13 protein-coding genes and 1 tRNA gene are annotated in these 14,070 nt (G+C 66.9%); 8 read left to right on the top strand and 6 right to left on the bottom strand.

Going from position 1 to position 14,070, the window contains the following annotated elements:
* Positions 1–82: 82 nt before the first annotated feature.
* The 5 genes from F464_RS0104280 to hemW are packed head-to-tail and all read left to right on the top strand — an operon-like array spanning position 83 to position 4,514.
* Entirely contained in the window at positions 83–1,033 is a 951-nt protein-coding gene (locus F464_RS0104280) for a serine/threonine protein kinase (RefSeq protein WP_018988544.1), read from the top strand.
* A 10-nt stretch (positions 1,034–1,043) separates the two neighbouring features.
* Positions 1,044–1,961 carry a PP2C family protein-serine/threonine phosphatase gene (locus F464_RS0104285; protein WP_018988545.1) on the top strand — a complete coding sequence of 306 codons (918 nt, stop codon included), beginning with the start codon at positions 1,044–1,046 and terminating at the stop codon, positions 1,959–1,961.
* 9 nt (positions 1,962–1,970) lie between these two features.
* Positions 1,971–2,690 (top strand): ribonuclease PH, encoded by a 720-nt coding sequence (gene rph / locus F464_RS0104290; protein ID WP_018988546.1) that lies wholly within the window; start codon positions 1,971–1,973, stop codon positions 2,688–2,690.
* 4 nt (positions 2,691–2,694) lie between these two features.
* Positions 2,695–3,291, top strand: a complete 597-nt coding sequence (gene rdgB / locus F464_RS0104295) for an RdgB/HAM1 family non-canonical purine NTP pyrophosphatase (protein WP_018988547.1) — start codon at positions 2,695–2,697, stop codon at positions 3,289–3,291.
* A complete protein-coding gene (hemW, locus tag F464_RS0104300) occupies positions 3,288–4,514 on the top strand; it encodes a radical SAM family heme chaperone HemW (RefSeq protein WP_018988548.1) in 1,227 nt (408 codons plus the stop codon). Before rdgB ends, hemW begins: the two co-directional genes overlap by 4 nt.
* A gap of 3 nt (positions 4,515–4,517) precedes the next feature.
* On the opposite strand, the gene sppA is transcribed toward hemW, so the two are convergent.
* The 4 genes from sppA to thiS form a co-directional block, all read right to left on the bottom strand.
* A complete protein-coding gene (gene sppA, locus F464_RS0104305; RefSeq protein ID WP_018988549.1) occupies positions 4,518–6,329 on the bottom strand; it encodes a signal peptide peptidase SppA in 1,812 nt (603 codons plus the stop codon).
* A gap of 121 nt (positions 6,330–6,450) precedes the next feature.
* On the bottom strand, positions 6,451–7,149 hold the full coding sequence (gene trmB, locus F464_RS0104310; RefSeq protein WP_018988550.1) for a tRNA (guanosine(46)-N7)-methyltransferase TrmB: 699 nt from the start codon (positions 7,147–7,149) through the stop codon (positions 6,451–6,453).
* A 183-nt stretch (positions 7,150–7,332) separates the two neighbouring features.
* Positions 7,333–8,118 (bottom strand): thiazole synthase, encoded by a 786-nt coding sequence (locus F464_RS0104315; RefSeq protein WP_018988551.1) that lies wholly within the window; start codon positions 8,116–8,118, stop codon positions 7,333–7,335.
* Positions 8,119–8,203: 85 nt separating this feature from the next.
* A complete protein-coding gene (gene thiS, locus F464_RS0104320) occupies positions 8,204–8,407 on the bottom strand; it encodes a sulfur carrier protein ThiS (RefSeq protein ID WP_026295730.1) in 204 nt (67 codons plus the stop codon).
* A gap of 127 nt (positions 8,408–8,534) precedes the next feature.
* Here thiS and F464_RS0104325 point away from each other — a divergent pair.
* Positions 8,535–8,608 (top strand) — tRNA-Gly (locus F464_RS0104325).
* Between the two features lie 239 nt (positions 8,609–8,847).
* Positions 8,848–10,698 carry a tyrosine-type recombinase/integrase gene (locus F464_RS0104330; protein ID WP_018988553.1) on the top strand — a complete coding sequence of 617 codons (1,851 nt, stop codon included), beginning with the start codon at positions 8,848–8,850 and terminating at the stop codon, positions 10,696–10,698.
* Positions 10,699–10,872: 174 nt separating this feature from the next.
* Here the strand turns inward: F464_RS0104330 and F464_RS0104335 are convergent, their stop codons facing one another.
* On the bottom strand, positions 10,873–11,499 hold the full coding sequence (locus F464_RS0104335) for a substrate-binding domain-containing protein (protein WP_011237246.1): 627 nt from the start codon (positions 11,497–11,499) through the stop codon (positions 10,873–10,875).
* Positions 11,500–11,602: 103 nt separating this feature from the next.
* Here F464_RS0104335 and F464_RS0104340 point away from each other — a divergent pair, with 103 nt between their 5' ends.
* Positions 11,603–11,899 (top strand): helix-turn-helix domain-containing protein, encoded by a 297-nt coding sequence (locus F464_RS0104340; RefSeq protein ID WP_026295731.1) that lies wholly within the window; start codon positions 11,603–11,605, stop codon positions 11,897–11,899.
* A gap of 26 nt (positions 11,900–11,925) precedes the next feature.
* Here the strand turns inward: F464_RS0104340 and mobH are convergent, their stop codons facing one another.
* Positions 11,926–13,797, bottom strand: coding sequence for a MobH family relaxase (mobH, locus tag F464_RS0104345; protein WP_018988556.1), 1,872 nt, complete (start codon positions 13,795–13,797; stop codon positions 11,926–11,928).
* Positions 13,798–14,070: the final 273 nt, after the last annotated feature.

Consider the following 14,070-nt stretch of genomic DNA (forward strand, 5'->3'; position numbering starts at 1 on the left):
CCGGGAACCCGCCGCGATCCTGTACACTGCGGGTTCCAAACAAGAAATTGCCGCGGAAAGCCGGGTTCCAGCCTTCCTCCAAATGCCTGCGCAAACAAACTGCCCTCTTCCCGCCGGTTTCCAGCTGGACCAGTACCGGATCGAGCGGCAGCTTTCGCTGGGCGGTTTCTCCATCGTCTACCTTGCCGACGACCAGGAAGGCACGCCGGTCGCGATCAAGGAGTATCTGCCCAACTCGCTCGCCCTGCGCAAGGACGGCGAGTTCGAGCCGCAGGTTGCCGATGAGCACATGCCCGCGTTCCGCTACGGGATGAAGTGCTTTTTCGAAGAAGGCCGCTCGCTCGCCAAACTGATGCACCCCAACGTCGTGCAGGTGCTGAACTTCTTTCGCGCCAACGGCACAGTTTACATGGTGATGAAGTTCGAGCGCGGGCGCACGCTGCACGACTATATCCAGAAACACCGCGGCGAGGTGAGCGAACGCTTCATCCGCGTCGTGTTCACGCGCATGCTGAACGGCCTGCGCGAGGTGCATGCGCACAAGCTGCTGCACCTCGACATCAAGCCGTCTAACATCTACCTGCGCAATGACGGCACGCCGGTGCTGCTCGATTTCGGCGCGGCGCGGCAGACGCTGTTGAGCGACCAGCCCATCCTGAAGCCGATGTACACGCCCGGCTTCGCGTCGCCCGAACAGTTCGAGCACCGCGACGCGCTGGGGCCGTGGAGCGACATCTACAGCGTCGGTGCGAGCCTGCATGCGTGCATCACCGGCAGCCCGCCGCCGCGCTCGGACGAACGCCTCAAGGACGACACGCTCGTGCCGCTGCGCAAGACGCACGGCGCACAGTATTCCTCGCAGCTGCTGGAAACCATCGACTGGTGCCTGAAGCTCGACCCGCTCGCCCGCCCGCAGAGCGTGTATTCGCTGCAGAAGGCGCTGCTCCGGCGCGAAGAGGACGGCGACAAGGTGCATGCGGGGCTGTTCGGCGACATCGGTGCACGGCTGAAGTCGTTTATCGGACGTACATAAGGAAGCGACCGTGAAATTCACGATCTACCAGGAAAGCCGCATCGGCCGGCGCAAGAACAACCAGGACCGGCTTGCCTACAGCTATTCGCGCGACGCGCTGCTGATGGTGGTGGCCGACGGCATGGGCGGACACCTCCACGGCGAGGTCGCCTCGCACATCTGCGTGCAGTTCATCACCGAAGCCTTCCAGCGCGACGCACGGCCGGTGCTGAAGGATCCGTCGATGTTCCTGTCGCGCGCGCTGACGAACGCCCACAACGCGATCCTCGACTACGCCTTCGACAAGAACCTCGACGAGGCGCCGCGCACGACCGTGGTCGCGTGCGTCGTGCAGGACGGCTTCGCCTACTGGGCGCATGCGGGCGATTCGCGCCTGTACGTGCTGCGCCAGGGGAAGATCGCGATGCACACGCGCGACCATTCGCGCGTGCAGCTGATGATGGACCAGGGCCTGCTCAATGCCGACGAGGCTGCCCACCACCCGGGGCGCAACCGCGTCTATAGTTGCCTCGGCGGCAACCACGCCCCGCAGGTCGATTTCTCCAAGCGCCTGCCGCTGCGCAACGGCGACGTGCTCGCGCTGTGCACCGACGGCGTGTGGGGGCCGCTCGGCGATGCGGCGCTGACCGCGGCGCTGTCGGCGCCCGACATCATGCAGGCGGTCCCCGCCCTGCTCGGCCGTGCCGAGGATCTCGCGGGACCGAGCTGCGACAATCTGTCGATGATCGCGATGCGCTGGCACGACGACGTCACCGAGCCGCACGCCGACGCGGTCTCGACACAGACGATGGCGCTCGACAACTTCACCACGCAGCTCGAGAGCTTCGACACTTCGCGCACGCCCGCTTCGCGCTACGACATCAGCGACGACGACATCGAAAAGGCGATTGCCGAAATCAACTCCGCCATCCAGAAATTCAGCAAATAGGAAACCCGCATGCGCCCGAGCCACCGCCACGCCGACGAACTGCGTATCGTCAGGATCACCCGCAACTTCACCTGCCACGCCGAGGGATCGGTGCTGGTCGAATTCGGCGCGACGCGCGTGCTGTGCACGGCCACCGTAGAAGAGAACGTGCCGCCCTTCCTGCGCGGCAAGGGCCAGGGCTGGGTGACCGCCGAGTACGGCATGCTGCCGCGTTCGACCCACACGCGCAGCGCGCGCGAAGCCGCGAAGGGCAAGCAGAGCGGTCGCACGCAGGAGATCCAGCGCCTGATCGGGCGCAGCCTGCGCGCGGTGGTCGATCTCGCCGCGCTGGGCGAACGCCAGATCATCGTCGACTGCGATGTGCTGCAGGCCGACGGCGGCACGCGCACCGCTGCGATCACCGGCGCCTGCGTCGCCGTGCATGACGCGATCGCGAAGCTGATCACCGCCGGCAGGCTCAAGGCGAGCCCGATGCGCGACTTCGTCGCCGCGGTGTCGGTGGGCATCCACCAGGGCGTGCCGGTGCTGGACCTCGACTACGCCGAGGATTCGCACTGCGACACCGACATGAACGTCGTGATGACCGCCGCCGGCGGTTTCGTCGAGGTGCAGGGCACGGCCGAGGGCACGCCCTTCACGCGCAAGGAACTCGACGCGCTGCTGGCACTCGCAGAAGGAGGCATTCGCCAGCTGTTCGTCGCGCAGCGCGCGGCCATTGCGGAGCAGTGACACGATGAGCAAACGACTGGTACTCGCAAGCAACAACGCCAAGAAGGCCGCCGAGATGGCGGCTCTCCTCGCCCCCCTCGGCATCGAGGTGATGCCGCAGTCGGCCTTCGATATCCCGGAGGCGGACGAGCCGCACAACACCTTCGTCGAGAATGCGCTCGCGAAGGCGCGCCACGCCGCGAAGCTGAGCGGGCTGCCGGCGGTCGCGGACGACTCCGGCCTGTGCGTGATGGCGCTCAACGGCGCCCCGGGCGTGCAGTCCGCACGCTATGCCGGCGAACCCAAGTCCGACGCGCGCAACAACGCGCTGCTGATCGAGCACCTGGCCGACGTCAGCGACCGGCGTGCCTTCTTCTACTCGGTCGTCGTGCTGGTGCGCCACGCCGACGACCCGCGCCCGCTGATCGCCGACGGCGAATGGCACGGCGCGATCCTCGACGCGCCGCGCGGCGAGGCCGGCTTCGGCTACGACCCGCTGTTCTACGTTCCGCAACTGGGCCAGACCGCCGCCGAACTCGACGCGCAGCTGAAGAACACGCTGAGCCACCGCGGCGCGGCGATGCGCCACCTGCTGCAAAGGCTGGAAACCGACCCGCTGTGAACGAACGCCGCATCATCCCGCTCGCGGTCGCCCCGGCCGCGGGCAAGGCGTCGGGCGAACCGCCCGAGCGCCCGCAGCTCGCTTCCCCGCCGCCGCTCGCGCTGTACGTGCATTACCCGTGGTGCGTGAAGAAGTGCCCGTATTGCGATTTCAACTCGCACGCCCCGCGCGGCGGCGAGATTCCCGAGGGCGCCTACATCGACGCGCTGCTCGCCGACCTCGAAACCGCCCTCCCGCAGGTGTGGGGGCGGCGCGTGCATTCGATCTTCTTCGGCGGCGGCACGCCCAGCCTGATGTCGGCGCAGGGGCTGGACCGGCTGCTGACCGGCATCCGCAGGCTGCTGCCGCTCGATCCGATGGCCGAGGTCACGCTGGAGGCCAACCCCGGCACCGTCGAGGCGGGCCGCTTCCGCGACTATCGCGCGGCGGGCGTGAATCGCCTGTCGCTGGGCATCCAGAGCTTCGACGACCGCCATCTCGCGCAGCTCGGCCGCATCCACGGCGGCGACGAGGCGCGCCGCGCGATCGACACGGCGCTCGCGCACTTCGAGCGCGTGAATCTCGACCTGATGTACGCGCTGCCCGAGCAGACGCCGGACGAAGCGCTCGGCGACCTCGACACCGCGCTGGCTTTCGGCGTGACGCACCTGTCGTGCTACCACCTGACGCTGGAGCCGAACACGCCCTTCGCGCACGATCCGCCGCCGCTGCCCGACGACGACCTGTCCGCCGACATGCAGGAGGCGATCGAGGAGCGGCTCGCCGGAGCGGGTTTCCGCCACTATGAAACGTCCGCGTTCGCGAAGCCGGGCCAGGAGTGCCGCCACAACCTCAACTACTGGACCTTCGGCGACTATCTCGGCATCGGCGCCGGCGCGCACGGCAAGCTCTCCAGCCACGAGGGCATCGTGCGCGAGATGCGCCACAAGCATCCACTGCGCTACCTCGAAGGCGCGCAGCGGCGCGAATTCGTGCAGGAACGCCGCGAGGTCGGCGTCGTGGAGCTGCCCTTCGAGTTCATGATGAACGCGCTGCGCCTCACCGGCGGCTTCCCGCGGCGTCTGTTCACCGAGCGTACCGGCCTGCCCTTCGCGGAGATCGAGGCGGAGCTGATGGCGGCGCGGCGGCGCGGGCTGGTCGAGGTCGACGGCGACGCGATCCGCCCCACCGAACAGGGGCGGCGCTTCCTCAACGACCTGCTGACGCTGTTCCTGCGCGACTAGGTCCTACGGCGCGTCGCACAGGCAATGGCCGTACAGGTGCTGCGGGTCGTTCCAGCGCAGCAGGTCGGCGGCCTGCGCCTGCACGCCGGTGACGAGGCGCGCGAGCGGTGATTCGGCGGTAATGCCAACGGGGCCGGCGACCGACATCAGGCGGCGCAGCAGCAGGTGGCGCAGGTTGACCTCGCCGGTGGGCCACACCGTCTCGTAGCGGTCGAGCTGCGCGCGCTTGGCGGCGGCGGCGATCGCATCCTCGATCCCGCCGAGCTTGTCGACGAGCCCCAGGCGCAGCGCGGCCTCGCCGGTCCACACGCGGCCGCGCGCGACGTTGTCGACCTCGGCGATGTCCTTCCTGCGCGCCGCGGCGACGATCTCGAGGAAGCGCCGGTAGCTGTGCTCGACGCCCAGTTGCATCGCCTTGGCCAGCGCGGGCTCGAGCGGACGGCGCGGGTCCAGCGTGCCGGCGAGCGGGCCGGTGGCGACGCGGTCGGTGGTGACGCCGAGGCGGGCCAGCGGCTCGGTGAATTCGGGGAACATCGCGAACACACCGATCGAGCCGGTGAGCGTCTCCTGCCGCGCCCAGATCTCGTCCGCACCGGCCGCGACCCAATAGCCGCCGGACGCGGCGACCGAACTCATCGACGCGACGACCGGCTTGCCCGCGCGGCGCGTGAGCTCCAGCTCGCGGCGGATCACTTCCGAGGCCCAGGCGCTGCCGCCGGGGCTGTCGATGCGCAGGACCACCGCCTTCACGCGCTCATCCTCGCGCGCCGCGCGGATCTGCGCCGCAAGGCTGTCGCCGCCGACGGAATCCTCGTCCGCCGCACCATCCACGATCGAGCCCTGGGCGACCAGCACCGCAACGTGCGCCTTTTCGTGCGGGGTCGCGGCGCGCACCGCGGCAAGGTAGTCGTCCGCGTCGATGCGCCGGTAGTCCTTGCCGTCGCCCCCCTCGCCGATGCGCGCCTTCAGCAGCTCGTGCCATTCGTCGCGCTGGCTCAGCGCGTCGACGAGGCCCGCGTCGCGCGCGACCCGGGCAGCGTCGCCGCCAGCGGCCTGCAACAGCCCCGCGTAGTCGTCGACATAGCGGTTCAGCGCCTCGGGCGCGAGCTTGCGGCTGCCGGCCAGTTGCTCGCGCATGCCCTTCCACAGCGCCTCGATCAACTCGCGCGAGGATTCGCGGTCCTCGTCGGACATGTCCGTGCGCGTGAAGGGTTCGCTGAAGGACTTGTACTCGCCGACGCGGAACACATGCACCTTCACGCCCAGCGCGTCGAGGGCGCCCTTGAAATAGCTGACGTTGCGCGCGAGGCCGGGCAGCAGCACGAAGCCGTCCGGCGCAAGATGAACCTCGTCGGCGATGCTGGCGAGGAAGTACTGCCCCTGCATGAAGCGCTCGCCGCGTGCATACACGGGCTTGCCGCCGCTCTTGAAGTCGAGCACCGCCTCGCGCAGCTCCGCGAGCTTGGACAAGCCGCCCTGGCCGAGGAGATCGGTCTCGATGACCAGCGCCTTGATGCGCTTGTCCTCGCGTGCGGCGCGGACCGCCTCGAGCAGGTCGGGCAGCGAAGTCTGGGCGACGGAGGCGCCGCCCGAACGGATGATGCCCAGCGGATCATCGACGCGCACGCGCTCGACCAGGGTGCCTGCAGGCCGCAGCACCAGCGCCGCGCCGTCGGGCACGGACGGCCCCGGATGCAGCGCGAACGCCAGGATCAGCCCGAGCACCAGCACGAAGACGAGCGTGAGCACGACGCGCCGCAGCATGTCGAGCGCCCGCCAGATCCATGCCAAAATCCTGCCCAGAAACGCAAACATGTGTCTTACCTCGGTGTGCCCGGTGGGAGCGGCTTCAGCCGCGAAGGCGCGGTATGCCGAATGCTACCCGATTCGCGGCCGAAGCCGCTTCCACTGCCATCTTCCAAGGTACTGCGGGCCTTCACCCGCGCCGCCGGAACACCAGATCCCATACGCCGTGGCCGAGCCTGAGGCCGCGGTTCTCGAACTTCGTCAGCGGCCGGTAGTCCGGGCGCGGCGCGAAGCCGTCGGCGGTGTTCGCCAGCATCGGTTCGGCGGAGAGGATCTCCATCATCCAATGTGCATACTCCTCCCAGTCCGTCGCGCAGTGCAGGTAGCCGCCCGGGGCGAGGCGCGAGGCGATCAGCGCAACGAAATCGGACTGGATGATGCGCCGCTTGTGATGGCGCTTCTTGTGCCAGGGGTCGGGGAAGAACACGTGCACACCGGCGAGCGAACCCTCCGGGATCATGTCGCGCAGCACCTCGACGGCGTCGTGCTGCATGATGCGCAGGTTGGCGAGGCCGTTGTCGGCGATCAGCTTGCACAGGCTGCCGACGCCGGGGCCGTGCACCTCGATGCCGAGGAAATCCTTGTCGGGCAGCGCCGCGGCGATCTTCGCGGTGGTCTCGCCCATGCCGAAGCCGATCTCGACGATCTTGGGCGCGCTGCGGCCGAACGCGGCGTCGAGGTCGAGCGGCGCTACGCGATAGGGAATCGAGACCTTGGGGAAGGTCTCCTCCATGTGGCGCTGCTGGGCGACGGACATCCGCCCCTGGCGCAGCACGAAGCTGCGGATCGAGCGGCTGGAGAAGCGCGCCTCGGGGTCGCCGGAGGCCATGTGGGGGGCCTCGGCAGGGTTTGCGGAGGCGGGCGGATCGGAATCCGGCAGGTCGGGAGTCGTTGCGGTCATCGTGTATGGGCGGGAGGCGACGGACGCGGAAGCGGTCGCGCCCCGCAGGCGGAACGGAAATGGGGAATGCGGAGGTCGCAGCGGCCCGCGGCGCGCGCCGCTGCGACGGGACTACGAGCCGATCAGGCCGCTCGTCGGCGAGCTCGGGTCGGCGGAGTAGAACTTGCGCGGCATGCGGCCGGCGAGGAAGGCTTCGCGGCCGGCTTCGACCGCCTTCTTCATCGCGCTGGCCATCAGGACAGGGTTCTTCGCGTGGGCGATCGCAGTGTTCATCAGCACGCCGTCACAGCCCAGTTCCATCGCGATCGCCGCGTCGGACGCGGTGCCGACGCCGGCGTCGACGAGCACCGGCACCGTCGCCTGGTCGATGATCAGGCGCAGGTTCCACGGGTTGAGGATGCCCATGCCGGAGCCGATCAGCGACGCGAGCGGCATCACCGCGGCGCAGCCCATGTCTTCCAGCATCTTCGCCTGGATCGGGTCGTCGGCGCAGTACACCATCACGTCGAAGCCGTCCTTCACGAGAGTCTCGGCGGCCTTGAGCGTTTCGGGCATGTTCGGGAACAGCGTCTTCGGGTCGCCCAGCACCTCGAGCTTCACCAGCGCGTGGCCGTCGAGCAGCTCGCGCGCGAGGCGCAGCGTGCGTACCGCGTCGTCGGCCGTGTAGCAGCCGGCGGTGTTGGGCAGGATCGTGAAGCGATCGGGCGGCAGCACGTCGAGCAGGTTGGGCTCGCCGGGGTTCTGGCCGATGTTGGTGCGGCGGATCGCGACGGTGACGATTTCGGCGCCGCTCGCGTCGATCGCTGCGCGCGTCTCGTCGAAATCCTTGTACTTGCCGGTGCCGACGAGGAGGCGGGAGCCGTAGGACTTGCCGGCGATGACCAGGGAGTCGTTCATGTTCGACCTGCGGGAATGCGGAAGTGGGAAAAGGAACCGGGCAAGGGAACCGGGAAAGGAGTCGGAAAGCGGTGTTGCGCGGGCGTTAACCGCCCCCGACGGCGACGACGATCTCCAGCCGGTCGCCGTCCGCGAGCAGGGTCTCGGCGTGCCGCCCCTTCGGGACGATCTCGCCGTTGCGCTCGACCGCCAGCCGCTTGCCGGCAAGCTGGCGCACCTCGAGCAGGGCATGCACGGTCAGCGCCTGTTCGAGGCGTTCCGGCTGGCCGTTGATGATGAGCTGGATCATGAGGAAACTGTCTGAAGCGTCGAACGAAAATCTTACCACGGCCTGCCGCACCGCCCCGACCACGCATTGCGTCGCACTGCGCCAGTCATTAGAATGGCGCCCTGCCCGATGCAAACCGGGCCGCCGAGCGGGCGTCGTATAATGGTAATACCCTAGCTTCCCAAGCTAGAGCCGTGGGTTCGATTCCCATCGCCCGCTCCACTGCACATTTTCCACGGAGCTCCGTGGACGTCCAAGAAGCTCATCAAGTCGTTGATAAAAAACGCTTTTAAAGCGCAGCGATGTTCCATGGACATCCACCGAAATCCACCTGAAGCCGCGACTTTTATGTCCATAATTGTGTCCATTTTTGCGGGCACGGCGGCTTCCGGATTGTTCGTGGAGCGCCAAGGTCGATGGGTTGAGCATCTGGCTCCTGACTCAAGTTCAGGAGCTGGAACATGGCACTCTCAGACTTGGAGGTGCGCCGGGCCAAGGCCACCGGCAAGGCCTACACCCTCAGGGACATGGATGGCCTCTTTCTGGCCGTCACGGCCACCGGGGGCAAGAGCTGGCACTTTCGCTACTACTGGCTGAAAGAACCCAAACGGATGTCGCTGGGTACCTACCCGGAGGTTTCCCTTCGCGCGGCACGCGCCCTGCGCGACGAAGCACGAGCCTTGGTGGCCAAGGACATCAACCCTCGCATCCATCGCAAGCAAAGTCGCGGCGCGGCCAAGCTCGCCGGTGAGAACACCTTCGAGGCGATATACAGGAAGTGGCTGGCCCACCGCGAACTCAGCCTCAAGAAGGGCCGCCAGACCACCCTCTCGATCCTCCCCCGCGTCTTCGCCAAGGATGTGTTGCCGTTTCTGGGCAAGCGTTCGATCTACGAGATCAAGCGGCCTGACCTGCTGGAGATGATCGCCAGGATCGAGCGGCGCAAGGCGCTCTCCGTCGCCGAGAAGGTCCGGACTTGGTTCAACCAGATGTTCCGCTACGCGCTGGTGATCGTGCCGGGCCTGGAACAGAACCCGGCCTCCGATCTCGACGTGGTGGCATTGCCGCTGCCCCCCGTCAACCACAACCCGTTCCTGCGCATGGCCGATCTGCCGAGGCTGTTGCAGCGTCTGCGCAAGTACCGTGGCCGGTTGCAGACCCAGCTCGGCCTGCGGCTGTTGCTACTGACCGGTGTGCGAACCGGCGAGCTGCGCCTGGCCACACCGGATCAGTTCGATCTCGATCGGGGCCTCTGGATCATCCCGCCGGACGTCGTGAAGCAACTCCAGATGGACATGCGCAAGAAGCGCCAGTTGCCCAAGGACATGCCGCCCTACATCGTGCCTCTGTCGGTGCAGGCCATCGAGATCGTTCGCCACATGCTGGAGCAATTCAAACCGGCCCAGCACTACCTCTTCCGGCACGACAGCGAAATGAAGAAGCGCATGAGCGAGAACACGCTCAACAGTGCCCTCAAGCGCATGGGCTATCGCGACCTGCTGACCGGACATGGCCTCCGGGCCACGATGTCCACCGCGCTCAACGAGATCGGCTACCCGAAGGTGTGGGTGGATGCGCAGCTCTCTCACGTCGATCCCAACAAGGTCAGTGCCACGTACAACCACGCTGAGTACGTGGAGCAGCGGCGGCGAATGATGCAGGACTGGGCCGACCGGCTCGACCTGTTTGAGCAGAACCTGGTCGAACAGGCGAGCATGCCGCTCACCGTGCATCTGGAAGGCGTGCCCGTCATTTCGGACGCGGAAGCCGGCAGCGCGCCGCCCAAGCCTGCAGTGGCGCCGCTGCTGATCGTGACGAAGCCCGGGGACGCAATGCCGCTGGTATCGGCCGCAACGCATCGGTTGCCCGCGGTCACGTCGCCACGGTCGGTGATGGAGCAGCCGCTTTCCGACATTCAGCGCGAGCGGATGGAACTGGTCGATGTCTTCGAGGCACCGCACAATCTGCCGGTTGCCGAGTACGCGAAGATGGCGGGCAAGTCCCGCCGGTGGATCAGCTACGAGATCAAGGCGGGCAACCTGCTGGCACTGAACCTCGGCAACCGTGGCCAGCGCGTGCCGGATTGGCATCTCGATCCAGTCAAGCATGCCCTGATTCAGGCCGTCCTCAAGCTGACCCAGGGCTCAGACCCCTGGCAGATCTACCACGCGCTCCTGCAGCCCCGCGCAATGCTGCGCGGCCGCTCAGCCCTGGAAAGCGCCACCGCCACCAACCTCGACAAGCTCATCATGGCGGTGAGCACGACCGTGAAGGAGAGCGAGTGGTCCCCGCAGCAGTTGAGGCTCGCATAACGGCAGGCGCTGACTGGGACAGCTGCATGGCGTCAGAACGCCGGCCAAGCGTCGGCTGCGAAACGATGCCATGGACGAGTCTCGCGTGGGGCTCGGCCTCGCCTCTCTCGGCACAATGCCTAGCAAACCAGGGATTAAGCACGACTTTGCCAAGCACGAGTGGCGCCGGAGGCGTCAGGACACGGATCGGGCGCGGCGCGCAAACCTCGCTTGGGGCTCGGTCAACGACGCATGGGGACGCAGCAGGTAGGCCATCACGACGGTCGGTGCGCCTGCCAGCGGCCGCACAGCGATGCCTCGGCGCTGGTAGCCGGTCAGCCTCACGGCCGGCGCGACGGCGATGCCATATCCCGCAGAGACGAGCGTCATCGCCATGTCGAAGGTGCTGACCGTCTGCTCGCGATCCTGAAGCGCATCCTCGAATAGACGTTGTGCCACCGCGCGCCATGGCTCGTCGGCCGTTGACTGTGCGCAGATCAAGGGCTGTTTGAGCACTTCGCAGCAAGGCACTTCGTGGTAAGCCAGCAAGTGCGAGCGCTTGGCCACTGCGACCGCCAGCGTGTCATGCCACAGCGCCTCGCATACCCAGCCCGGCCACTGCCAAGCAGCCGTGGACAAGGCGAAGTCGAAGCCTTCGCCTGGCTGCTGTGTGGCCTGGTCATCGGCCGTGCAGCCGACGAGAGCTGCGGGGATCTCCGGCTCTTCGGCGCGCTGCAGTGCGAGCACATCAGCAAGCTGGGGCGGCACCCATTCGCCAAGGACGGCCACTCGAATTTCGGTGGAGGCATCGCTCGATTTCACGTCCAGCTCCCTCCAGGCAGTGGATTCGCGGCGACTGGGGCGCCGCTGGATTGAGTTAAGTTTAACGTGGTTTAGATCGTGGCTGTATTCGACGCTTTTGACAATGCAAAAGCGATCGATTCAACGAGGCCGGCCTACCGGCACCACCACCTACGAAGCGGAACCCGCCATCGCGTTTGGGGCGGCCGTGCGCGAAGAAAGAATGAACCAGGCCATCTCCCAAGAGGCGCTGGCCCATCTGGCCGGGATCGAGCGCTCGCACATGGGCAAGATCGAGCGTGGCGAACACGTTCCCACGCTCCCCCTGATCCTCAAGATCGCCCGTGCGCTGAAATGCAGTTCTGCCCATCTGATGGCACTCACCGAGGACAAGCTGGCATCGCCCAATTCCTCGGACTGAAGCCGACCTGTATTGCGGCGGCAGGTCTATTCCTGGTCGTCGTTCCTGCCCCCCAAGGCTGAATTTTCGCGCTTTGCGGTTTCGTCGGCGAGACGCAGGTGCGGATTGTTCGGAGGCACCTCCTGGAACAGCGTCTGGGGATCGGTCAACAGGTAGCCGTGCAGCCGCCGTGACTTGCGCGGCCCTGTGACTTCACAGGTCCAGATGTTCAGCCCGCTGGCCTGCTTGCGGTGCAGGCCCAGCTTTTCGAAACGCTTCTGCACCCACTGCCATCCCTCCAGCTTTTCCGGCTTGGCCAGCGCGGCGACCAGCAGGTGTTCCTGCGCATAGCGCTGAAAGACACCAGGGCTGACGAGGTAGGTCGTTCCATCGACGGTGTGCACCAGCGCCTTGGCATCGTTGATGATGAGTTTGCGCGTCTGGATGCCCTGACGCAGCCAGGCCATGAAGTGGGTGCCGGAAGGTTCGGCGCGCTCCTGGGCCGCTGTGTGGCTCGCCGTGGCCGACAGCGCGGTTGCCGGCATCGGTACGGGGTCAGCCTCGACGCCAACATCTGTGCCGACCTCGGGCTCGGATGCGATCGGTAGCGTCGATGGTGTGGGCGTGACGTCCAGCAGATCGAGCAGCGCCGCCACGTCGTTGTCCGCGGTCATCGGTGCGACCGGCATGACCGCTGGAGCCGCTGCCGCGTGTTCCACGCGATGGGCTTCAGGCTCAACGGGCGTCTGCGGCACCGTCTCTTCCTGTTCCTCCTGATCGACCAACACACGGCCTGCGAAGGAAGCCGGCCGGTCGGCGTGTTCCCAGATCGCCGCGGGCGACAGCTTCAGGAAGGTGAAGCTGTGCGACCAGCCGGCGTCGCTCGTGACGGTGGCCTTCCAGATCGCCTTGCCGTCCGGCGTGGCCAAGGCAATGCCATGGTCCTGCAGCACGTTGAACACGGCCGTGTTGCTCGACGGAATGCCGTCGATGCCCTGCGACAGCAGGTGCGCGCGCAACTTGTCGGAGACGGTCTTGCTCACCAGCCAGAGGGCGTCCTGGGTCAGCCAGCCATCCGAGGCCTGGGGTTGGTTCAGCTTGAATTCTTCCTTGAGTAGATAGCGCAGGCCGTCCAGCAGTTTGCGTTGCAGCGCGTGCCGGGGCGCCGCCAGCGCTTTGCCGGGATCGCCGCCGAGTTCCTGGGCCACCGATGCCTGGTCGGCCTGCACCACCAGCTCGCCGAGCGTGCCGGCGTGCTCGTACTGGCCGGCGAGGACGTAGAGCAAGGCAGCCCAGAGGTCGGGGTAGCCGCTCAGCCAGTCGAAGATGTCGCGATCGAGCAGGCGGGCATAGAGCAGTCCGGTGGCGGCGCTGTGCAGCCGGTACTCGCGGTCCTTGCGGTATCGGAATCGGTACGGTCGCCGCAGTGGCCCATGCCAGGGGTGCCAGACCGCGCCGTCGTCGTACTCCACATGCAGGTCGACGGCGATCTTGCCGATGTCGTGCAGCAGCGCCGCGTAGGCGGTGCCGGCGGTCCAGGCCTCGGCTTGGGCCGCCTGGGCTTCCGGTGTGGCGCCGGCGGGCAGCAGGTGCGACTGCCGCAGCTTGAGCGCATAGGCGACGATCTCCAGGCCGTGGTCCAGCATGCCACCCGGATAGGCATGGTGATGGCTTTCGGAAGCTGGGAACTGCTGGACCAGCTCGACGTAGCGTTCCAGCGGTGCGAGATACAGCGTGGCAAACTGGCGGCGCGACAGCGAGGTGCGCTGCCAGATGTGTTCCAGCAGCTTCTGCCGACGCGGCGTCGCCAGCAGCGATGTGGCCGACTCCGGCCGCATCAGCCCTTTGGACGCTTCGGTGGGAGTGGGCTGCACGCTGACGGCGGGGCGTACCCGTTTGCGTTGGAACAGCGAGAGCATGGCGAACTCCGGATGGTGGGCTGGTCGGGGGAGCCTTTTGGCGTTTTCGGGCAGGGCCTTTCCCCTTGCTCCCGTTCCCTTCCCCCTTCGCGACCTTTTAGCCTTCGATCCTTTGGGATTTAGGGCATTTGGCTTGATGACTCCAGGGTCAATGCGTGGCGGACCCAGACCGGATTGGATGACCACCACGTTCCCGGATGGGCTTACCCTACGTGACCCCATTGGCCACCTGGATGATGTGTGCATGACATGGGGTGGCGCAGGGCGTTGACA

It is taken from the genome of Aromatoleum toluclasticum ATCC 700605 (assembly GCF_000378245.1).
GTDB classification, from domain to species: Bacteria; Pseudomonadota; Gammaproteobacteria; order Burkholderiales; family Rhodocyclaceae; genus Aromatoleum; species Aromatoleum toluclasticum.